The 21,790-nt window shown below is 70.8% G+C and carries 18 protein-coding genes; 6 read left to right on the top strand and 12 right to left on the bottom strand.

Annotation, left to right across the window (positions count from 1 at the left end; all coding sequences use genetic code 11):
* Positions 1–10 precede the first annotated feature (10 nt).
* Positions 11–1,201, bottom strand: coding sequence for a phosphoglycerate kinase (locus BLT43_RS03185; RefSeq protein WP_090109996.1), 1,191 nt, complete (start codon positions 1,199–1,201; stop codon positions 11–13).
* 121 nt (positions 1,202–1,322) lie between these two features.
* Here BLT43_RS03185 and BLT43_RS03180 point away from each other — a divergent pair, with 121 nt between their 5' ends.
* Positions 1,323–1,829, top strand: a complete 507-nt coding sequence (locus tag BLT43_RS03180) for a peptidylprolyl isomerase (RefSeq protein WP_090109994.1) — start codon at positions 1,323–1,325, stop codon at positions 1,827–1,829.
* A complete protein-coding gene (locus BLT43_RS03175) occupies positions 1,822–2,379 on the top strand; it encodes a peptidylprolyl isomerase (protein WP_090109992.1) in 558 nt (185 codons plus the stop codon). The genes BLT43_RS03180 and BLT43_RS03175 overlap by 8 nt, the downstream gene beginning before the upstream one ends.
* Before the next feature lie 45 nt (positions 2,380–2,424).
* Here BLT43_RS03175 and BLT43_RS03170 read toward each other — a convergent pair whose 3' ends face one another.
* The 6 genes from BLT43_RS03170 to BLT43_RS03145 form a co-directional block, all read right to left on the bottom strand.
* Positions 2,425–3,534, bottom strand: a complete 1,110-nt coding sequence (locus tag BLT43_RS03170) for a sensor histidine kinase (RefSeq protein ID WP_090109989.1) — start codon at positions 3,532–3,534, stop codon at positions 2,425–2,427.
* A 71-nt stretch (positions 3,535–3,605) separates the two neighbouring features.
* The gene (locus tag BLT43_RS03165) at positions 3,606–5,009 is read right to left on the bottom strand and encodes a protein adenylyltransferase SelO (protein ID WP_090109987.1); all 1,404 of its coding nucleotides are present in this window, start codon (positions 5,007–5,009) and stop codon (positions 3,606–3,608) included.
* Positions 5,010–5,129: 120 nt separating this feature from the next.
* Positions 5,130–6,059: a nucleoside hydrolase gene (locus BLT43_RS03160; protein ID WP_090109985.1), complete on the bottom strand. Its 930-nt coding sequence runs from the start codon at positions 6,057–6,059 to the stop codon at positions 5,130–5,132.
* Between the two features lie 89 nt (positions 6,060–6,148).
* The gene (ilvN, locus tag BLT43_RS03155; protein WP_090109984.1) at positions 6,149–6,715 is read right to left on the bottom strand and encodes an acetolactate synthase small subunit; all 567 of its coding nucleotides are present in this window, start codon (positions 6,713–6,715) and stop codon (positions 6,149–6,151) included.
* 73 nt (positions 6,716–6,788) lie between these two features.
* A complete protein-coding gene (locus tag BLT43_RS03150) occupies positions 6,789–8,540 on the bottom strand; it encodes an acetolactate synthase 3 large subunit (RefSeq protein ID WP_090109982.1) in 1,752 nt (583 codons plus the stop codon).
* Positions 8,541–8,823: 283 nt separating this feature from the next.
* Positions 8,824–9,774, bottom strand: coding sequence for a YihY/virulence factor BrkB family protein (locus BLT43_RS03145; RefSeq protein ID WP_090109981.1), 951 nt, complete (start codon positions 9,772–9,774; stop codon positions 8,824–8,826).
* 205 nt (positions 9,775–9,979) lie between these two features.
* On the opposite strand from BLT43_RS03145, the gene BLT43_RS03140 reads away from it, so the two are divergent.
* Together BLT43_RS03140 and BLT43_RS03135 are read left to right on the top strand one after the other, a co-directional pair.
* Complete coding sequence (locus tag BLT43_RS03140; protein ID WP_090109979.1) at positions 9,980–11,857, top strand: PhoX family protein; 1,878 nt, start codon at positions 9,980–9,982, stop codon at positions 11,855–11,857.
* 135 nt (positions 11,858–11,992) lie between these two features.
* Positions 11,993–13,642: an alpha-amylase family protein gene (locus BLT43_RS03135; RefSeq protein ID WP_090109977.1), complete on the top strand. Its 1,650-nt coding sequence runs from the start codon at positions 11,993–11,995 to the stop codon at positions 13,640–13,642.
* 79 nt (positions 13,643–13,721) lie between these two features.
* On the opposite strand, the gene BLT43_RS03130 is transcribed toward BLT43_RS03135, so the two are convergent.
* From BLT43_RS03130 to BLT43_RS03120, 3 genes are all read right to left on the bottom strand, one after another.
* The gene (locus tag BLT43_RS03130) at positions 13,722–14,558 is read right to left on the bottom strand and encodes an arginyltransferase (RefSeq protein ID WP_090109975.1); all 837 of its coding nucleotides are present in this window, start codon (positions 14,556–14,558) and stop codon (positions 13,722–13,724) included.
* A gap of 101 nt (positions 14,559–14,659) precedes the next feature.
* Positions 14,660–15,124, bottom strand: a complete 465-nt coding sequence (locus BLT43_RS03125; RefSeq protein ID WP_090109973.1) for an RDD family protein — start codon at positions 15,122–15,124, stop codon at positions 14,660–14,662.
* Positions 15,125–15,195: 71 nt separating this feature from the next.
* A complete protein-coding gene (locus tag BLT43_RS03120; protein WP_090109971.1) occupies positions 15,196–15,669 on the bottom strand; it encodes a DUF2852 domain-containing protein in 474 nt (157 codons plus the stop codon).
* A gap of 252 nt (positions 15,670–15,921) precedes the next feature.
* Between BLT43_RS03120 and BLT43_RS03115 the strand changes: the two genes are divergently transcribed.
* Positions 15,922–18,696, top strand: coding sequence for a [protein-PII] uridylyltransferase family protein (locus BLT43_RS03115; protein ID WP_090110249.1), 2,775 nt, complete (start codon positions 15,922–15,924; stop codon positions 18,694–18,696).
* Positions 18,693–18,956, top strand: coding sequence for a hypothetical protein (locus BLT43_RS03110; RefSeq protein ID WP_090109969.1), 264 nt, complete (start codon positions 18,693–18,695; stop codon positions 18,954–18,956). The genes BLT43_RS03115 and BLT43_RS03110 overlap by 4 nt, the downstream gene beginning before the upstream one ends.
* A gap of 57 nt (positions 18,957–19,013) precedes the next feature.
* Here the strand turns inward: BLT43_RS03110 and eda are convergent, their stop codons facing one another.
* Positions 19,014–19,655 (bottom strand): bifunctional 4-hydroxy-2-oxoglutarate aldolase/2-dehydro-3-deoxy-phosphogluconate aldolase, encoded by a 642-nt coding sequence (gene eda, locus BLT43_RS03105; RefSeq protein WP_090109968.1) that lies wholly within the window; start codon positions 19,653–19,655, stop codon positions 19,014–19,016.
* Positions 19,656–19,883: 228 nt separating this feature from the next.
* Entirely contained in the window at positions 19,884–21,686 is a 1,803-nt protein-coding gene (gene edd / locus BLT43_RS03100; protein ID WP_090110248.1) for a phosphogluconate dehydratase, read from the bottom strand.
* Positions 21,687–21,790 lie beyond the last annotated feature (104 nt).

The following is a 21,790-nucleotide window of genomic DNA, read 5'->3' as shown; positions in this document are numbered from 1 at the left end:
TTCGGCTCCTTCATGCGCCCAGCGCCTTCACGCCCGGCAGCACCTTGCCTTCCATCCATTCCAGAAACGCGCCGCCGGCGGTCGAGACGTAAGAGAAGTCCTGCGCCACGCCGGCGGCGTTGAGCGCGGCGACGGTGTCGCCACCGCCGGCGACCGAGACGAGCTTGCCGGCCTTCGTCAGCTCTGCCGCCTTCTTCGCCGCGGTCACGGTGCCGCGGTCGAAGGGCTCGATCTCGAAGGCGCCCAAGGGGCCGTTCCACACCAGCGTCTTGGCGTTCTCGAGCGCCATCTCGACATGGGCGACGCTGTCGGGGCCGGCGTCGAGGATCATCGCGTCGGCGGGCGTGTCCTCGGCCTTGACGGTCTCGCTCTCGGCGCCGGCCTTGAACTCGCGCGCCACGACGACGTCGCGCGGCAGGAGGATCGTGCAGCCCTTCTCGGCGGCCTTCTGCGCGATCTCCTTCGCGGTGCCGGTCAGGTCGTGCTCGCAGAGCGACTTGCCGACATCGAGGCCTTGGGCGGCGAGGAAGGTGTTGGCCATGCCGCCGCCGATCACCAGCGTGTCGACCTTCTCGACGAGGTTCGACAGGAGGTCGAGCTTGGTCGAGACCTTGGCGCCGCCGACCACGGCGACGACGGGCCGGTCGGGTGTGCCGAGCGCCTTTTCGAGGGCCTGCAGCTCCTCGGCCATCAGCCGGCCGGCGGCGCAGGGCAGGAGGCGGGCCAGCGCCTCGGTCGAGGCGTGGGCGCGGTGGGCGGCGGAGAAGGCGTCGTTGACGTAGGCGTCGCCGAGATGGGCGAGCGCCTGGGCGAAGTCGGGGTCGTTCTTCTCCTCGCCCGGGTGGAAGCGGGTGTTCTCGAGAAGCAGCACCTCGCCGTCCGAGAGCGCGTCGACCGCGGCCTGCGCGGCCTCGCCCACGCAATCCTCGGCGAAGGCCACCTTGCGGCCGAGCTTGTCCTCGAGCGCGGGCAGGATCTGGCGCAGCGACATTTCCGGGACGACCTTGCCCTTGGGCCGGTCGAAATGCGCGAGCAGGATCACCCGGCCGCCCTTGTCGGCGATGTCGGTGACGGTGGGCGCGATGCGGGCGATCCGGGTCGCGTCGGTGACGCGGCCGTTCTCGACCGGCACGTTCACGTCCACCCGCAGGAGGACCCGCTTGCCCGCGAGGTCCAACTCGTCGATCGTCTTCCAGCCCATGCGCCGTCCTTTCCGTTTCGCGTCGTGCGATAGGTAGCGCCGGGGGGCGCGGCTCTCAAGCCATTGGCTTATCCGGCGCGCGCGCATATGTCTTCGCACCAGACCAGCAGGAGGACCGGCCATGGCCGAGATCAAGGATCCCGAGAACACCATCATCATCGAGCTGAAGGACGGCCCGGTGACGATCGAGCTTCTGCCCGACGTGGCGCCGAAGCACGCCGAACGGATGAAGGAGCTGGCCCGCGCCGGCGCCTATGACAACGTCGCCTTCCACCGGGTGATCGACGGCTTCATGGCGCAGACCGGCGACGTGCAGCACGCCAACATGGAGAAGGACTACAACCCGCGCCGCGCCGGCACCGGCGGCTCGGAGCTGCCGGACCTGCCGGCGGAGTTCTCGAAGCTGCCGCATGACCGCGGCACGCTGGGGGCGGCGCGCTCGGCCAACCCGAACAGCGCCAACTCGCAGTTCTTCATCAACTTCAAGGACAACCACTTCCTCAACGGCCAGTACACCGTCTACGGCCGGGTGATCGAGGGGATGGAGCATGTCGACGCGATCGCCAAGGGCGAGCCGCCGGCGAACCCCGACCGGATGATCAGCGTCAAGGTGGCCGCCGATGCGTAAGCTTGCCGCCCTGCTGGCGCTGGCCGCCAGCCCCGCCGCCGCCACCGGGCTCGAGATCGACGTGGCCGGCGAGGCCAACGGCACGATCGTGATCGACCTGTTTGAGGAGGTCGCGCCGAACCATGTCGAGCAGATCACCGAGCTGGCGCGCGCCGGCGAGTATGACGACGTGGTGTTCCACCGGGTGATCGACGGCTTCATGGCGCAGACCGGTGACGTGGAGTTCGGCCGGACCGGCGGCGACATGTCGATGGCCGGCATGGGCGGCTCGGACCGCGACGACCTCGATGCCGAGTTCTCGGACCTGCCGTTCGAGCGCGGCGTGGTCGGCATGGCGCGGGCGCAGGACCCGAACTCGGCCAACAGCCAGTTCTTCATCATGTTCGCGCCCGGCGACTTCCTGAACGGCCAGTACACGGTCGTGGGCGAAGTGACCGAGGGGCTCGACGTGCTCGACGCGATCAAGCGCGGCGAGGGGCCGAACGGCGCGGTGATCGGCGCGCCCGACGTGATGCGCGAAGTGCGCGTCGTCGAGGGCGCGGCCGAGTAGGGACCGCGACAGGACAGGGGGCCGCGCGTTCCGGCGCGCGGCCCGTCAGAAGAGCCGGGTCGGAAACTCGACGCAGACCCGGGCGCCGGTCTCGTCGAGATCGCGCGTGACCGTGCCGCCGATGCGGCTGATCGAGGCGTCGATGATCTGCCGACCGAGACCCTTGGCCGCGCCCGGCTCGACCGGCGTGGCGGCGCTGCCGATGCCGTCGTCGGAGACGGTCAGGAAGGCACGGTCGCCCTGCGCCGACAGCTCGATCAGCACCCGGCCGGCGCGGTCGTCGGGGAAGGCGTGCTTGGCGGCGTTGGCGACCATCTCGTTCACCACCAGCGCCAGAGAGGCCGCGACCTGCGAGGCCACGGTCAGCGGCACGAGGCGATGCTCGAGCCGGACCTGCTCGGGCAGGGTGGTGGCGAGGTGGCGGATGATGTCGGGCAGGAAGTGGTCGAGCGCGATCTCGTTGCGGGCCGAGACCTTGTGCAGCTCGGCATGCAGCATCGAGATGGCCGAGAGCCGGTCGATCGTGCCCGAGAGCGCGTCGCGGGTCTCGTCGTGGCTGGCCTGCGAGCGCTGGATGCGGACCAGCGCGGTGACCATCTGCAGCGAGTTCTTGACCCGGTGGTCGACCTCGGCGGCGAGCGTCTCCTGCGCGGCCAGCGCGCGGCGCAGCTCCATCCGGCGGGTGACCTGCCGGGCGAGGATCTTCAACAGCCGCTTCTGGCCGTCGTCGAGCTTGCGGGGCTTGGTGTCCAGCACGCAGAGCGCGCCCACGGGCGTGCGGCCGTCGACCTGCATCACCGCGCCGCCGTAGTAGCGGATGGCGCGCTGGCCGGTGACCAGCGGGTTGTCCATGGTGCGCGGGTCGCGGGTGGTGTCCTCGATCTCGAGGAACTCGATGTCGCCGCCGAGGCCGTGGCGGCAGATCGACTCGCGCATGGTGAAGTCGCGCTGGTCGGTGCCGTGGGCGGCCTTGGCCCATTGCCGGTCGGCATCGACGAGGGTGACGAGCGCGATCGGCGCGCCGCAGATCTCGGCGGCGTATTCGGCGATCTCGTCGAAATCGACCTCGTTGCCGGAATCCATGATCCCGAGCGACCGGATGGCCTCGGCGCGCTCGCCGGTCCTCGAGTCGTACTCGTCTCGCACTCCCGTCATCCTCGGTCGGGGCGCCTCCTGGCGCTCATGAAAACTACACCGCTCGCTGGACCCTCGGGTCAGCGATCACCCTAGGTGCCGCAGAAGGTCCTGTCCACAAGTTCGCCCTCCCCGGGGGGTGCGGCGAATGGCTCGCGCGCGGCGTCGAGCGGGTCGAAGGGCCGGGTGACGGCTTCGAGCATGGCGTGGAACGGCGCGAGGTCGCCGGCCACGGCGGCGGTGATGGCCTGCTCGATCCGGTGCAGGCGGGGGATGACGCGCGGGCTGGCGGCGTCGGCCACGGCGAGGTCGGGGGCGCGGGCGCGCCAGTCGGCGATCCAGTCCTCTGGCGCGCCGGTCTCCTCGGGCCGGTCCTCGGCCAGCGCGCGGAAACCCAGCGTGAAGTCGGTGCCGTGCTCGGCCATGGCGGTGAGCAGCCGCTCGATCAGCGCGCGGTCGTCCTCGGCGGCCTGCGCGAGCCCGATCTTGGCGCCGAAACGTTCGAGCCAGGCGGCCTGGTAGAGATCGGCGAAGCGGTTGATGATCGCGGTGAACTCCTCGACCGCCTTGTCCTGGTCGGGCATGAGCGGCACCAGCGCGGTGGCGAACTGCGCGATGTTCCACAGCGCGATCTGCGGCTGGTTGCCATAGGCGTAGCGGCCGAACTGGTCGATCGAGGAGAAGACGCGGGCCGGGTGGTAGGCGTCCATCATGGCGCAGGGGCCGTAATCGATGGTCTCGCCGGCGATCGAGCAGTTGTCGGTGTTCATCACGCCGTGGATGAAGCCGAGGCTCATCCAGTGGGCCACGAGGTCGGCCTGCCGCGCGGTCATCTGCGCCAGCATCTCGGGCACGGTGCCGGCCTTCGGGTAGTGCCGCGCCATCGCATGGTCGGCCAGCGCGCGCAGCGCGTCGTGGTCGCCGCGGGCGGTGAGGATCTGGAAGGTGCCGACGCGGATGTGGCTTTGGGCGACGCGGGTGAGCACGGCGCCGGGCAGGGCGGTTTCGCGGATCACCTCCTCGCCGGTGGTGACGGCGGCGAGGGCGCGGGTGGTGGGCACGCCCATGGCGTGCATCGCCTCGCTCATCAGGTATTCGCGGATGACGGGGCCGACCCAGGCGCGGCCGTCGCCCATGCGGGAATAGGGCGTGCGGCCCGAGCCCTTGAGCTGGATGTCGCGGCGGGTGCCGTCGGGACCCACGACCTCGCCCAGAAGGATCGCGCGGCCGTCGCCGAGTTGCGGGTTCCAGCTGCCGAACTGGTGGCCGGCATAGAGCTGCGCGAGCGGCTCGGCGCCTTCGGGGACGGCATTGCCCGCGAAGACGCGCAGCGCCTCGTCCGTGCGCAGCGCGGCCGGATCGAGGCCGAGATCGCGGGCGAGGCCCTCGTTCAGCGCGATCCAGCCCGGCGCGGCCACCGGCACGGGCGCCTGCCGGGTGAACAGGCGGTCGGGCAGGCGGGCGTAGCTGTTGTCGAAGGGGATGTGCAGGCTCATGGGACCGATCTATGCCTTCGCGCGCGGGAACCAAGCGGGCACGCGGCGGAAACGGGCCTGCCTGCTACTTTTCTCCACAAATACGCATGACGACCGGGTGGCGGGGGCCGCGACGGCGGGTCAGAGCCGGCCGATGCGCTCGGTCAGCAGATCGAAGAAGCCGTCGCGGTCGACATCGCCGATGAAGAGCGCGTTCTTCGGCCGGTCGGTCACGCCCCACCAGTCGGCGACGGTCATGCCCAGCGTCAGATCGGAGCCGGTCTCGATCTCGACATTGATCTCGCGGCCCGAGAACAGCTCGGGCTTCAGCAGCCACGCGATCACGCAGGGGTCGTGCAGCGGCGCGCCTTGGCTTCCGTATTTCGCGACGTCGAAGCGTTCGAAGAAGTCGGTCCAGCTGGCGACGACCTCGCCGATGCGGCCCATGTCGCGCATGGTGGCGATCCACTCCTTCGAGGTCAGCGCCTTGTGGGTGGCGTCGAGCGGCAACACGGTGACGGGGCGGCCGCAGCCGAAGACCTCGGCCGCGGCCTCGGGGTCGACATAGATGTTGAACTCGGCCGCCGGGGTGATGTTGCCGCCCTCGAAATAGCCGCCGCCCATCAGCACGATGCGCTGCACGCGTCCGACGATGTCGGGGGCGCGGCGGAAGGCGGTGGCGATGTTGGTGAGCGGCCCGAGCGGGCAGAGGGTGACGCTGCCCGCGGGCTCGCGGCGCAGCGTGTCGATGATGAAGTCGACGGCGTGCTGCTCCTGCAGGGGGAGCTTCGGCTCGGGCAGGGTGATGCCGTCGAGGCCGGTCTTGCCGTGGACGTGCTCGGCGGTGACGAGCGGGCGGGCGAGCGGCGCGTCGCAGCCGGCGTAGACGGGGGTGTCGCGGCCCGCGAGTTCGACCACCTGCCGGGCGTTGCGCTGGGTGAGGTCCAAGGGCACGTTGCCGGCGACGGCGGTGAGGCCCAGCACCTCGAGCTCGGGCGAGGCCAGCGCCAGCAGGATGGCGACGGCGTCGTCCTGGCCGGGATCGGTGTCGATGATGATCTTCTGCGCCATGCGTCGGGCCTCCTGTTCGTCAGGATCGCACAAGAGCAGGTCGCGCGCGCGAGGGCCAGCCCCCGCGCGCGGTCGGTCACGCCCTCGGATCAGACCTTGGCGTCGGCGCCGCGCGACAGGGCGGCGACGCCGGTGCGGACCAGTTCCTTGAGCCCGAGCGGGCGCATCAGCTCGGCGAAGGCGTCGATCTTGTCGGGCGTGCCGGTGATCTCGAAGACGAAGCTCTCGAGCGTCGAGTCGACGACGCTGGCGCGGAAGATGTCGGCGAGGCGCAGCGCCTCGACCCGGTGCTCGCCCTCGCCCGCGACCTTGAAGAGCGCCAGTTCGCGCTCGACGGTCGGGCCCTCGACGGTGAGGTCGTGGACCTCGTGGACGGGCACGATGCGCCCCAGCTGGGCCTTGATCTGCTCGATCACCTGCGGCGTGCCGGAGGTGACGAGGGTGATGCGCGACATGTGGCCGGTGTGGTCGATCTCGGCCACGGTGAGGCTTTCGATGTTGTAGCCGCGGCCCGAGAACAGGCCGATGACGCGGGCGAGCACGCCGGGCTCGTTCTCGACGATGACGGCGAGGGTGTGGCGCTCCTCGACGTCGGAGTAGACCGAGCGCAGGTTGTAGGCGGAGTGGCTGGTCGAGCCGGCCTTGATGTTCAGCATGGGTTGCTCCCTGTCCGGCCAGTGGCCGGAAAATTCCAATTTTCCGGGTCGTTTCCTTGGAAGGAAACGGCGCTCACACCAGCACCGCGCCGCCGGCCTCGATGGCGTGGGCGGTCGAGACCTCGCCCATCAGCATCTCGTTGTGGGCTTTGCCGGAGGGGATCATCGGGAAGCAGTTCTCATGCTTCTCGACGAGGCAGTCGAACAGGACCGGGCCGTCATGCTCGATCATCTCCATGATCGCGTCGTCGAGATCGGCGGGGTCCGAGCATTGGATGCCCTTGGCCCCGAAGGCTTCGGCCAGCTTGACGAAATCGGGCAGCGCCTCGGACCAGCTCTGCGAGTAGCGCTCGCCATGCAAGAGCTCCTGCCACTGGCGCACCATGCCGAGGCGCTCGTTGTTGAGGATGAACTGCTTCACGGGCAGGCGGTACTGCGCAGCGGTGCCGAGTTCCTGCATGTTCATCAGCCACGACGCTTCGCCCGCGACGTTGATGACGAGGCTGTCGGGATGCGCCACCTGCACGCCGATCGAGGCCGGGAAGCCGTAGCCCATGGTGCCGAGGCCCCCGGAGGTCATCCAGCGGTTCGGCGCCTCGAAGCCGAGATACTGCGCCGCCCACATCTGGTGCTGGCCCACCTCGGTGGTGACGTAGCGGTCGCGGTCCTTGGTCAGCGCCTCGAGCCGCTGCATGGCGTATTGCGGCTTGATCACCTTGTCGGAGTTTCGGAAGGACAGGCACTTCTTCGACCGCCACTCGTCGATCTGGGCGTGCCACTGGGCCAGGCCTTCCTTGTCGGTCTTGCGGCCGCGCGCGCTCCACGCCGCCATCAGGTCGGTCAGCACGTTGCCGACGTCGCCGATCACCGCGATGTCGGTGCGGATCACCTTGTTCACCGAGGAGGGGTCGATGTCGATATGGGCGCGCACCGAGTCGGGCGAGAAGGCGTCGATGCGCCCGGTGATGCGGTCGTCGAAGCGGGCGCCGACGCAGATCAGGAGGTCGCAGCCATGCATCGCCATGTTGGCTTCGTAGAGCCCGTGCATGCCGAGCATGCCGAGCCAGTTCTCGCCCGAGGCGGGGTAGGCGCCGAGGCCCATCAGAGTCGAGGTGATCGGGAAGCCCGTGGCCTCGACCAGCTCGCGCAGGATGGCGCTTGCCTCGGGGCCGGAGTTGATGACGCCGCCGCCGGTGTAGAAGACGGGCTTCTTGGCGGTCTCCATGGCGCGGGCGAGCGCCTCGATCGCCGCCGGGTCGCCCTTGATGGGCGGGTCGTAGCGGGTGGAGCGGGTCTCGGGGCCGCCATATTCGCCGGTGGCGAACTGCACGTCCTTGGGGATGTCGACGAGCACCGGGCCGGGGCGGCCGGCGGTGGCGACGTGGAACGCCTCGTGCAGGGTCTGGCCGAGGCGGTCGGTCTCCTTCACCAGCCAGTTGTGCTTGGTGCAGGGGCGGGTGATGCCGACGGTGTCGGCCTCCTGGAAGGCGTCGGAGCCGATCATGAAGGTCGGCACCTGGCCCGAGAGCACGACGATCGGGATCGAGTCCAAAAGCGCGTCGGTCAGGCCGGTGACGGCGTTGGTGGCGCCGGGGCCGGAGGTGACGAGCGCGACGCCGGGCTTGCCGGTGGAGCGGGCATAGCCTTCGGCGGCGTGGATCGCGCCCTGCTCGTGGCGCACGAGGATGTGGCGGATGTCGTTCTGCTGGAACAGCTCGTCATAGATCGGCAGCACCGCGCCGCCCGGATAGCCGAACACCGTGTCGACGCCCTGATCCCTCAGCGCCTGCACCACCATCTTCGCGCCGGTCATCTGCCGTGTCATCGTGGAGTTCCCTGTCTGTGTCGCCGTGCGGATACGAAAAAGCCCCCGGGTTTTCCGGGGGCGCATGGGAGACCGTCATGGTCGTGCCGTCACCGGCCCACGCGCCCAACCTCACCGATTACAAGAAGGAGATCCATGGTCCCCAGTCCTTTCGCTTCGCCCGCGCAGATATGCACGCACGGGCGGGAGGGTCAACCGCAATGTCCGGAGAAAATGTCGTGTCCGCGCGCGGGAGGGCAACTTTGTTGCCCCTGCCGCGCGCGGCCTTGCCGATCCGCAAAGCTCATCCCCGGGCGGCGGGCTTGTCGGCGCCGGATTCGGCGTCATCGGCCAGCGGGTCGTCCTGCGCGTCCTCGGGCTGCGGGTCGTGCTTGGCCTGGCGCTCCATCTCGCTGTCGAACTCGGCACCGAGCAGGATGATGAAGGACGACAGCCACAGCCACATCAAGAGCACGATGACGCCGCCCAGCGCGCCGAAGGTCTCGTTGTAGCCGCCGAAGTTGCGGACGTAGAAGGCGAAGCCGAGCGAGCCCACCAGCCACAGCAGGCAGGCCAGCGCCGCGCCGGGGGTGATCCAGCGCCATTTCTTCTCGCCCCGGTCGGGGCCGTAGCGGTAGAGGATGGCGAGGCCCAGCGCCACCATCACCAGCAGGACGGGCCAGCGCAGCACGGTGATCAGCATCTCGGTCGTGCCCTCCCAGGGCAGCACGCCCAAGAGCGCGGGCAGGCCGGCGGCGACGGCGACGATCGCGAGGAAGCCCACGATCATGCCCAGCGTCAGCAGGATCGTGCGGATGTAGAGCGCCACCATGCCGCGGCTTTCCTCGGCCTCGAAGGCGACGTTGAGCCCCTCGATCAGCGATTGCACGCCCTTGGAGGCGGAGTAGATCGCGACCGCGATGCCGAACAGCGCGGCGAGGCCGAGCCCGCCCTCCTCGGAGCCCGCGACCTCCTGGGCCTGTCCCAGAACGATCTCGGCGGCCTGCTGCGGCAGGAAGCCCGCGAGGCTTTCGAGCTGGCCGACCACGGCCGAGGGGTCGAAGAACAGCCCGGCGATGGCCATGGCGGCGACGATGCCGGGGAAGATGGCCAGAAGCCCGTAGAAGGCGCAGCCGGCGGCGATCAGGCTGACATGGTCGTCGCCGATCTCGCCGTAGACGCGCTTGAGCGTGGCCATCCAGCCGGGCTTGTTGATGTCACCCGGATGGGCGTCGGTGGTCTTTTGCTGCGCCATGGGCGGGCCTCCGCTGACAGGTCTCGACGGGCCAACACGGCAGGCATCGGCTGCGTTCCCCCCGGGGGCATGGGCGGCAAGCCCGGCACCGGCCCGGCACCGGGGGGGCGGCGGCTTTACAAAACCCTCACATGCGTGTCGCACCGGTGTCACGGGCGGGGCCTAGCAGGGCCGCAGCAAGATCTGCTCAACGAGGGAACGAGCCATGAACCGCAAGGATATCGACGCACTCAGCTGGGACGAGTGGGACGAGCGCCGCCGCCCGACCGACGAGACCACCGATTTCGACCGCGTGGTCGCGGGCGCGATGTCGCGCCGCGGCTTCCTGTCGGGGCTCGTGGCCTTCGGCTCGGGCGCGGCCGTGATGGGCTCGGGGCTGATGGGAGCCACCAGCGCGCGGGCGCAGGCGGCCTCGCGCTTCGCCTTCACCCCGATCCCGGCCGCGACCGACTTCACCGTGCACGTGCCCGAGGGCTACGAGTGGAAGGTGCTGACCAGCTGGGGCGACCCGCTCTTCTCGGACGCGCCGGCCTTCGACCCCGTCACCGGCACCACCCATGAGGGGCAGGCCCGCGCGGTGGGCGAGAACACCGACGGCATGCATCTCTACGAGATCGACGGCCGCGAGGTGATCGCGGTGAACCACGAATACGCCAATCTCAACATCAACCTGCCGCAGAACGACGAGGGCCGCCCGGCCACGATCGAGGACATCCGGCAGGTGCAGGACAGCCAGGGCGTCGCGGTGTTCGAGGTGAAGGATGCGGGCCAGGGCTACGAGGTCGTGCTCGACAGCCCCTACAACCGCCGCATCACCCATCGCACGCCGATGCGGATCTCCGGCCCGGCGGCGGGGCACGCGCTGCTCCAGACCTCGACCGACCCGTCGGGCACCGAGGCGCTGGGCACCTTCAACAATTGCGGCGCCGGGCGCACGCCATGGGGCACCTACCTGACCTGCGAAGAGAACTTCAACGGCTACTTCGGCTCGACCGACGCCGACCTGGAGCTGCCCGAGGGCTTCGAGCGCTACGGCATCGGCCACGAGTCGCGCTATGCCTACGAGCAGTTCGACCCGCGCTTCGACCTCGCGGTCGAGCCGAACGAGCCGAACCGCGCCGGCTATGTCGTCGAGATCGACCCCTCGGACGCCGCCTCGACGCCGGTCAAGCGCACCGCGCTGGGCCGCTTCAAGCACGAGAACGCCGAGGTGACGCTGGCGGCCGACGGCCGTGTGGTGGTCTATCTGGGCGACGACGAGCGCGGCGAGTTCCTCTACCGCTACGTCTCGAACGGCACCTACACCGAGGGCGGCGACACCTCCGGCCTGCTCGACGACGGCCAGCTCTATGTCGCGAAGTTCCACGAGGACGGCCGCGGCGAGTGGCTGGCGCTGACGCCCGAGACCACCGGCATGGACCGCGCGATGATCCACATCCACACCCGCCAGGCCGGCTCGGCGGTGGGGGCGACCACGATGGACCGGCCCGAATGGGTGGCGGTCAACCCGGTCAGGGCCGAGGCCTACTGCGCGCTCACCAACAACAAGAACCGCGGCGTGAAGCCCAATGCCGGCGGCGACGAGACCCCGGTGGGCGGCCCCAACCCGCGCGCCGAGAACCATTACGGCCAGATCGTGCGCTGGCGGCCCGAGGGCGAGGATCACGCCGCCGATGCCTTCGCATGGGATCTCTATGTGATGGCGGGCAACCCGGAGGTGCATGCGGACGCCTATGCGGGCTCCGACAACGTCACGCCGGGCAACCTGTTCAACTCGCCCGACGGCATGGCCTTCGACAGCCGCGGCATGCTGTGGATCCAGACCGACGGCGACGACAGCAACGAGGGCGATTTCGCCGGGATGGGCAACAACCAGATGCTCTGCGGCGACCCCGAGACCGGCGAGATCGCGCGCTTCATGACCGGGCCGAAGGGCTCGGAGGTGACCGGCGCGACCTTCTCGGCGGACCGCAGGACGATGTTCGTGGGCATCCAGCACCCCGACAACTTCCCCGACCCGGAGGCGCTGCCGCGCTCCTCGATCGTGGCGATCCGCCGTCTCGACGGCGCCGAGATCGGCTGAAACCAAGGCGGTGTTTGACGAGTGCGGGGCGGGCCATCGGTCCGCCCCTTTTTCGCGTGCCGCCGTCTCGCCGCGCCCGCGCCGCGTCCTAGCTCGCCGGTCAGATGGCGGGGCAGATGGCGGGAAGGACGCGCGATGATGGATCTGTGGTACAAGAACGCGGTGATCTACTGCCTCGACGTCGAGACCTACATGGACGCGTCGGGCGACGGGGTGGGCGATTTCCGCGGGCTCGAGCACCGGCTCGATCATGTCGAGGGGCTGGGGGCCACGGCGGTCTGGCTCAACCCGTTCTACCCGACGCCGAACCGCGACAACGGCTACGACATCACCGATTTCTACGGCGTCGATCCGCGGCTCGGGAACCCGGGCGACTTCGTGGCCTTCAGCCGCGCCGCCGCCGACCGCGGGCTGAAGGTGATCGTGGACCTCGTCGTCAACCACACTTCGACCGACCACCCGTGGTTCCAAAGCGCCCGATCGGACCCCGACAGCCCCTATCGCGACTGGTATGTCTGGTCGGAGGAGAAGCCCGAGGACATCACGGAAGGGATCATCTTTCCCGGCGTGCAGGAGGCGGTCTGGACCTTCGACGAGACGGCCGGCGCGTGGTACATGCACCGCTTCTACGAGCACCAGGCCGATCTCAACATCGCCAACTCGGATGTGCGGGCCGAGATCCTGAAGATCATGGGCTACTGGCTGGAGCTCGGGGTCTCGGGCTTCCGGATCGACGCGGTGCCCTTCCTGATCGAGTACAAGGGGCTTAAGGAGGAGCCGGACCGCGACCCGCATCTGCTGTTGTCGGAGATGCGCGACTTCCTGAGCTGGCGGCGCGCCGGGGCGATCATGCTGGCGGAGGCCAACATCGAGCGCGAGAAGGCGCCCGAGTATTTCGGCGGGCGCGAGTTCGGCGCCGACGAGCGGATGCACCTGATCCTCGACTTCCCGCTGAACCAGGCGCTGTGGCTGGGCTTCGCGCGGGGGCAGGCCGAGCCGGTGATCCGGGCGCTGGGCACGCGGCCCGAGGGGCCGCCGGTGCAGGCGCAATGGGCGACCTTCCTGCGCAACCACGACGAGCTGTCGCTCGACAAGCTGTCGGAGGCGGAACGGCAGGAGGTGTTCGACGCCTTCGGCCCGGAGGAGGACATGCAGCTTTATGGGCGCGGCTTGCGCCGCCGCCTCGCGCCGATGCTGGGCGACACCGACCGGGTGGCGCTGGCGCAGTCGCTGCTGTTCGCGCTGCCGGGTACGCCGGTGATGTGGTATGGCGACGAGATCGGCATGGGCGAGGACCTGTCGCAGCCCGAGCGCGACGCGGTGCGCACGCCGATGCAATGGGCCGACGAGCATCGCGGCGGCTTTTCGCGCGCGGACTGCGACCCGGTGCGGCCGGTGGTCGAGGAGGGGCCGCTCGGCTTTCACGAGACCTCGGTGGCGGCGCAGCGCGGCCGGCCGGGCAGCCTGCTCAGCCGGGTGCAGCAGATGGTGCGGACGCGCCGCGCCTGCCCGGAGATCGGCTGGGGCGAGACGCGGGTGCTGGAGGGGCTGCCGGCAGAGGTGCTGGGGCTCGAGAGCCGCTGGCGCGGCGCGCGGGTGGTGACGCTGCACAACTTCTCCGGCGAGCCTGTGACCTGCGCGCCCGATCTCGGCGACGCGCATCACCTCGTGTCGCTGCTGGGCGGGCCGGACGAGGCGGCGCGCGACCCGATCCCGCCGGGCGCGGAGATCGCGCTGCCGGGTTACGGCTACCGCTGGTACCGGGTGGACGGCGAACGGGCCTGAGGCGCGGCCCCGGTCGGCCGGGCTGCGCCCCGGCCGGTCCGTCGCGAGCCTCGGGCCGGGATCGTGGCGAAGGTGCCCTTCAGCCCGGCACGGGCCGGGTGTCGGGCAGGGCGATCCGGGCCACCTGTTCGGAGATCGGCGCGACCGAGAGCGGGTGGGTCTCGGAATCGTAGCCCTTCGGGTCGCCCAGCGGCTGCCAGCGCCCGGCGCGGTAGATCTCGAGCCCCGAGAAGCGGGCCTTGTAGTCCATCTTCGGGCTGCCGGGCACCCAGTAGCCGAGATAGACGTAAGGCAGCTCCATCTCGCGCGCGATGCGGACATGGTCCAGGATCAGGTGGGTGCCGAGCGAGCGGCGCGGCTCTGACGGGTCGAAGAAGGAATAGACCATCGACAGCCCGTCATCGAGGATGTCGGTGAGGCAGACCGCGCGCAGCCCGCGCCGGTCGTCCTCGATGCGGTCGGGGTCGGTGTATTCCACCAGCCGCGAGCGCACCGGCGTCTCCTCGACCATGGCGGCGAACTCGAACATGTCCATGTCGGCCATGCCGCCCTCGGCGTGGCGGCTGTCGAGATAGTCGCGGAACAGCGCGTACTGCTCCTCGGTGGCCCAGGGCGAGGTGGCGCGGCGCGACAGGTCGCGGTTGCGCCGGAGCACGCGCGCCTGGCTGCGCGAGGGCGCGAATTTCGACACGTCGATCCGGGCCGAGAGGCAGGCGGTGCAATCGGCGCAGGAGGGGCGGTAGAGCACGTTCTGGCTGCGGCGGAAGCCCTGCTTGGAGAGCGCGTCGTTCAGCTTCTCGGCCTGTTCGCCCTGCAACGCGGTGAACAGCTTCCGCTCCATCCGGTCCGCGAGATACGGGCAGGGCTGCGGGGCCGTCACGTAGAATTGCGGCGCAAAGGGCAGTGTGTGGCGCATGGCGTCTGCTGTCCGTCGGCTGGTCCGCAACAGAGGCTAGCGCCCGGTCGGGGGTCTGCCAAGTCCCCGGCCGAACGCTTCGGCAGATCGCCGACGCAGCGTCAGCCGCGGCTGCGCCGCATCGCGGTGGTGGCGAGGATGCTGTCGGTCAACCCCTGGCCGTGCGGGGTGAGCAGCATCATCGCCATGGAGACGAGCTGCAGCGGCATCACCATGACCGACACCGCGTAGCCGGCCGTGTGCAGAAACGCCTGCGTGGTGTCGAGCGGCCGGTCGTCGCCGTCGCGCAGCTCGATCGCCATCATCCGCATGCCCCAGGTGGCCGAGCGCGCCGAGATCGTGGCCCAGCGGTAGAGAAAGCCCACCACGGCCAGCATCGCCGGGAAGACGAAGAGCCCCAGGAAGGCGGTGAAGGGCAGAAGCAGCAGGCTCGCCACGAAGATGACGGCGACGTCGATCAGCCAGGCCAGGGCCCGCTTCATCGGCACGCCCTCGTAGAATTCGGGCGCGGTCTCGGGGTCGGGCAGGCCGCGCAGTCGCGCGGCGAAGCTGGGAGCGGCGGTCATGGCGCGATCCTCTCATGCCGGTGGGGGGACGGGCAAGGGCGGCCCCGCGGGGCCGCCCGGTTCGGTCGGGCTCAGGCGGCGTCCTTGTCGCCGTTGCCGTTGCCGTTCTCGTCGTCGCCGCGCTCGGCCGCCTCGCGGGCCTTGCGGGCGCGGTCGTCCATGAACTGGTCGAACTCGGCCTTGTCCTTGGCCTCGCGCAGCCGCTCGAGGAAGGCCTCGAAGGCGTGCTGCTCGTCCTCGAGCCGGCGCAGCGTCTCGGCCTTGTAGGCGTCGAAGGCGCTGTTGCCCGAGGGCCGCATGGCGGCGAAGGGCGAGACGTGGCGGGTGCGGCTGCGGCCGCGGCAGGAGGCGGAGAACATGCGCTTGCTCCAGATCATGTAGGCGAGAAGGGCGAGACCCACGGGCCAGAAGGCGACGAAGCCGAGCACCATGGCGGCGATCCAGGCGGGCTTGCCGCGGGCGTCGAGCCAGGCTTCGCCGCGGCGCAGCCAGCCGCCGGGGCCGGTGCGGCCGTAGCGGGGAGGCAGGGACATGGTCGTGGACATCGGTGGGGCTCCTTGCAGAGAGGCCTTGGTCGGGCCGGTGGGCAGAGAGGCCCTTTCGGGGCCGGTGGACAGTGTGACCCCTTCGGGGTCGGTGGTAATGTGAATGTCTTTCACATCTCTCATCTGGGCGCGGCGGATCGCCGCTTCAAGGGGTCATGTGAAGGGTTTTCACATTTTTCGGTCGCAGGCCGCGCGACGGGCCCGTCAGGGGAGCGATTGACGCCGCCCGCGCCCGGCCGCAACGTGGCGCGCATGACCGATCTCGCCTCGCGCCTGCGCCGCGCCCCGCGCCCCTTCGACACCGATCGCGCCCATGAGGCCCGCGCCGAATGCGGCTGGGCCTCGGGCGGCCTTGCCGAGCTGATCGGCGGCACCGCCGGCTGCAGCCCCTTCCTCGCCGGGCTGATCGGCCGCGAGGCGGCCTGGCTGGAGGCGGCCTGCGCCGACCCGGAAGCCGCGGTTGAGGCCGAGCTGGCAAGCTTCGACGGGCTCGACGCGGCCGCGCTGGCGCCGCGGCTGCGGCAAGCCAAGCGGCGCGTGGCGCTCATTGCGGCGCTCGCCGACCTGGGCGGCGCATGGCCGCTCGAGGAGGTGACGGGCAGCCTGACGCGGCTCGCCGATGCCGGGCTGCAGGCCGGGCTCAGGGCGCTGCTCGCGCCGCAGGTGGCGCGCGGCAAGCTGCCGGGCATCACCGAGGCCGACCTCGAGACCGGCGCCGGAATGTGCGTCTTCGCGATGGGCAAGATGGGCGCCTTCGAGCTGAACTACAGTTCGGACATCGACCTGATCTGCCTCTACGACGAGACCCGCTACGACGAGGCCGACCGCCACGAGGCCCGCGCCATCCTCGTGCGCGTCACCCGCCAGCTCGCGGCGCTGATCGGGGATCTCACCGGCGAGGGCTACGTCTTCCGCACCGACCTGCGGCTCAGGCCCGACGCCGCCGTGACGCCGGTCTGCCTGTCGATGGGCGCGGCCGAGCAGTACTATGAAAGCGTCGGCCGCACTTGGGAGCGCGCCGCCTGGATCAAGGCGCGGCCCTGCGCGGGCGACCTCGCCGCCGGCGGGCAGTTCGTCTCGACGCTCAGGCCCTTCATCTGGCGGCGGCATCTCGACTTCCACGCGATCCGCGACGCCCACGACATGCGGCTGAAGATCCGTGACCACAAGGGGTTGGGCGGCGCGCTCAACCTCATGGGCCACGACATGAAGCTCGGCCGCGGCGGCATCCGCGAGATCGAGTTCTTCACCCAGACGCGGCAGCTCATCTCGGGCGGGCGCGATGCCTCGCTCAGGGTGCGCGGCACGGTCGAGGGGCTGGAGCGGCTGGCGCAGGCGGGCTGGATCGAGGCCGGCGTGGCCGAGGGGCTGACCACGCATTACCGCGCGCATCGCGAGGTCGAGCACCGGGTGCAGATGATCGCCGACCAGCAGACCCACATGCTGCCCTCCACGGAAGAGGGCTTCGCCCGGCTCGCGGCCTTCATGGACCGCGACGCCGCCGAGCTGGGAGCCGAGCTGACCGAGCGGCTGGAGGCGGTGCACGAGCTGACCGAGGACTTCTTCGCGCCGGGCGGCGCGGGCGAGGCGGTGCCGGATTTCGGCCGCGAGACCACGGCGCGCTGGCCCGGCTACCCGGCGCTGCGCTCGGACCGGGCGGTCGAGATCTTCGACCGGCTGCGCCCCGAGATCCTGAAGATGCTGTCGGAGGCCGCGCGCCCCGACGAGGCGCTGGCGCAGTTCGACGCCTTCCTCGCCGGGCTGCCGGCCGGGGTGCAGCTTTTCTCGCTGTTCGAGGCCAACCCGCAGCTCACGCGGCTCCTGGTGGACATCTGCGCCACCGCGCCGGGGTTGGCCAAGTACCTGTCGCGCAACGCCGGCGTGCTCGACGCGGTGATCGGCGGCGGCTTCTTCGCCGACTGGCCGGGATGTGAGGCGCTGCGCTCTGAGCTGTCGGACCGGCTGGCGCGCCAGCCCGACCACGAGGCGCGGCTCGACGCGGCGCGGGTCTGGGCCAAGGAGATCCATTTCCGCATCGGCGTGCACCACCTGCGCGGGCTGATCGACGCCGACCGCGCCGGGCAGGAATACGCGGAACTGGCCGAGGCCGCCGTCGCGGCGCTGGTGCCGGTGGTGATCGACGACATGGCCCGACGCCACGGCCCGCCGCCGGGGCGCGGGCTCACCGTGCTCGCCATGGGCTCGCTCGGGGCGGGACGGCTGGGCTCGTCATCGGATCTCGACCTGATCGTGATCTACGACGCCGACGGGCAGGACGCCTCCGACGGGCCGCGCCCGCTGGCCGCGCGGGCCTGGTATTCGCGCTTCACCCAGGGGCTGATCACCGCGCTGAGCGCGCCGACATCCGAGGGCAAGCTCTACGAGGTCGACATGCGGCTGCGCCCCTCGGGGCGGCAGGGGCCGGTGGCGACCGCGCTGCCGGCCTTCCGCGCCTACCAGCAGGACGAGGCATGGACCTGGGAGCACCTGGCGCTGACCCGCGCCCGGCCGATCGCCGGCGAGCCGGCGCTGCGCGAGGAGGTGGAGGCGTTCCGCCGCGAGCTGATCGCCGAGAAGGCGCGGGGCACCAGCGTGCGCGACGACCTCGCCGCGATGCGGGCGCGGCTGGCCGAGGCGCGGCCCGCGCAGGGCGGCTGGGCGCTGCGCGACGGGCCGGGGCGGCTGCAGGATGTCGAGCTGTTCGCGCAGAGCCTCGCGCTGCGCGCGGGCTCGCCCGCCCGCGAGGTGCCCGCCCAGATCGCGGCCGGGCGCGAGGCGGGGCTGATCGGCGAGGACGCGGCGGCCGATCTGACCGAGGCGGCGATGCTGATGCGCCGGGTGCAATGCGTGATCCGGCTTCTGACCGGCGGCGGCGCGCCGCCCGAGCGCTTCGCCGAAGGCGGCGAGCGCCTGATGCTGCGCGAAACCGGGGCCGAGGATCTCGACGCGCTGCGCCGCGCCCTTGACGCGCGCGCCGAAAGGGCCGAGGCGGTGATCGCGCAGGCGCTTCAGGGAGACGGCGAATGAAGGATGCGATCGACCCCAAGGGGCTGGTGCGGGAAGCCTACCGGATCGAGGGGATCGGGCCGGAGGAATGCCGCTCGATCTTTCTCGACTGGGCCTTGTCGCTGCCCGAGGACACCGACAGCGCCATGGCGATCCGGCGGCTGCTGGAGCGCCACGCCACCGCGCCGCAGGGCCACCCGATGACCGCGGTGCTGGTCGAGGGGCTGAACGGCAGCGCGCCGCCGAAGCGGCGCGGCGGACGCGCCGGGCGCCAGGGCTGACGGCCCGCCCGGTCCGGCGGGCGGGCCATCAGCAGTTCGGGCGTGAAGCAGCCCCGCTCAGCGCGACAGCGCGGCGGCCTCGGCGGCGAGCTTGGTGATCGCGTCCCAGTCGCCGGCCCGGACCTTGTCGGCCGGCGCGACCCAGCTGCCGCCGACGCAGAGCGTGTTGGGCAGCGACAGGTAGTCGTTCGCGTTCTTCAGGCTGACGCCGCCGGTCGGGCAGAAATGCACCTGCGGGATCGGCGCGCCGATCGCCTTGAGCGCAGGCGCGCCGCCATTGGCCTCGGCCGGGAAGAACTTCTGCACCGTGTAGCCGCGCTCATAGAGCCGCAGCACCTCGGAGGCGGTCGCCGCACCCGGCAGGAGCGGCAGGTCGTTGGCCTCGCAGGCGTCGAGCAGCCGGTCGGTTGCGCCGGGGCTGACGCCGAAGCTCGCGCCGGCGGCCTTGGCGTTCTCGACGTCGCGCGGCGTCAGCAGCGTGCCGGCGCCGACCACGCCGCCCTCGACCTGCGCCATCTCGCGGATCACGTCGAGCGCGGCCGGCGTGCGCAGCGTCACCTCCAGCGCCGGCAGCCCGCCGGCCACCAGCGCGCGGGCGAGATCGGCGGCGATCGCGGCATCCTCGACCACGAGAACCGGGATCACGGGGGCGAGGCCGCAGACCTCGGCGGTCAGTTCGGAGGCGTGTTCGGGGGTCATCTGTCTGTCCTGTTGACTGTGTCGGGGGTGGGACGACGCAATCGTCCCTGTCTTGTTAATATCCGGTTAACCATATCGCCGCACCCTGCGGCGGCGGGGTCGGGCTGGCGGCCGTCGGACGGAGCATGGTCGCGTTCACGGGGCCGGCCCGTGGCCTCCCCCGCACAATGCGGCGGCGTCGGTGCCAGGCCGGGGAGGGGCCGGCATCGACGCCGTCCGCGCCATGCGTCAGACCACCACCGCCGCGCCGTAGGCGGCGCCGCCGACGGTGTTGCGGAACACCTCGAACAGCTCGCGGCCGACGCCGTTGCCGTTGCCCGACAGATCCGCCGGCGCCGGCTCGCGACCCGACAGGTCCTCGAGCACCTCGAGCCGGCCCGAGGGCGCGTCGAGCCGCATCCGGTCGCCGTCGCGGATGAGCGCGATCGCGCCGCCATCGGCGGCCTCGGGGGTGACGTGGATCGCCGCCGGCACCTTGCCCGACGCGCCCGACATCCGGCCGTCGGTGACCAGCGCCACCTTCAGGCCGCGGTCCTGCAGCACCGCCAGCGTCGGCGTCAGGTTGTGCAGCTCGGGCATGCCGTTCGACTTCGGGCCCTGGTAGCGGACCACGACGATGGTGTCCTCGGTGAACTCGTCGTTGCGGAAGGCGGTCTTCACCGCCTCCTGGTCGTGGAAGACGCGGGCCTTGGCCTCGATCACCTGACGCTCGGGGGTGACGGCCGAGGTCTTGATCACCGCGCGGCCGAGATCGCCGTCGAGCTGGCGCAGGCCGCCGGTCGGCTGGAACGGGTCGGAGACCGGGCGCAGGATCTTGTCGTTGCGGGTCTTGCCGTCGGTCGCCTCCCATTCGAGCTTGCCGTCCCTGAGCTTCGGCTCGCGGGTGTAGAGCTCGAGCCCGTCGCCCGCCACGGTGCGGGTGTCGGGGTGCAGGAGACCGGCGTTCAGAAGCTCGCCGATCATGTAGCCCAAGCCCCCCGCGGCGTGGAAATGGTTCACGTCGGCGAGGCCGTTCGGGTAGACCTTGGCCATCAGCGGGGTGATCGTGGAGAGCTCCGCGAAGTCCTCGAGGTCGAGGATCACGCCGGCGGCCTTGGCCATCGCGGGCAGGTGCAGCACGAGGTTGGTGGAGCCGCCCGTCGCCATCAGCCCGACGATGCCGTTCACGAAGGCGCGCTCGTCGAGCACGTCGGAGACGGGGGTGAACTCGTTGCCAAGGGCCGTGATCTGTGCCGCGCGGGCGGTGCCGGCCTTGGTCAGCGCGTCGCGCAGCGGCGTGCCCGGGTTCACGAAGCTCGAACCCGGCAGGTGCAGGCCCATGAACTCCATCAGCATCTGGTTGGAGTTCGCGGTGCCGTAGAAGGTGCAGGTGCCCGGGCCGTGATAGCTTTCCATCTCGGCCTTCATCAGCGCGTCGCGGCCCACTTCGCCGGCGGCGAACTGCTGGCGCACGCGGGCCTTCTCGTCATTGGGCAGGCCCGAGACCATGGGACCTGCGGGCAGGAACACCGAGGGGATGTAGCCGAAGGTGGCGGCGGCCATGACGAGGCCGGGCACGATCTTGTCGCAGACGCCGAGATAGAGCGCCGAGTCGTAGGTGTTGTGCGACAGGCCCACCGCGGCGGCGAGCGCGATCACGTCGCGCGAGAACAGCGACAGCTCCATCCCGGTCTGACCCTGGGTGACGCCGTCGCACATCGCCGGCACGCCGCCCGCGACCTGCGCGGTGGCCCCGGCCGCGCGCGCGGCCTCGCGGATCAGCGCCGGGTAGGTCTCGAACGGCTGATGCGCCGAGAGCATGTCGTTGTAGGCGGTGATGATGCCGATGTTCGGGGCGCGGCCCTCGGCCAGCGCGTCCTTGTCGGGGCCGGTGGCGGCATAGGCATGGGCCTGGTTGCCGCAGGTCAGATGCGCGCGGCGCGGACCCTCGGCGGCGGCGGCGGCCATGGTGTCGAGATAGCGCCGGCGCGGGCCTTCGCTGCGGGCGCGGATCCGGTCGGTGACGGCTTCGAGCGTGCGGTTGAGGGCCATGAACAGCTCCTGCTGGCGAGAAATCGAGGTCGGCCCGGCCATAGCATGTATCGTTAGCGCTAACAACCACGGTCGCCGCAGCGCGGCACGACGCCGGGGCCATG

The organism is Limimaricola pyoseonensis (assembly GCF_900102015.1).
Taxonomy (GTDB): Bacteria; Pseudomonadota; Alphaproteobacteria; order Rhodobacterales; family Rhodobacteraceae; genus Limimaricola; species Limimaricola pyoseonensis.
The sequence above is the reverse complement of the archived record's forward strand: the minus strand, read 5'-3'. Positions and strand labels throughout refer to the sequence as shown.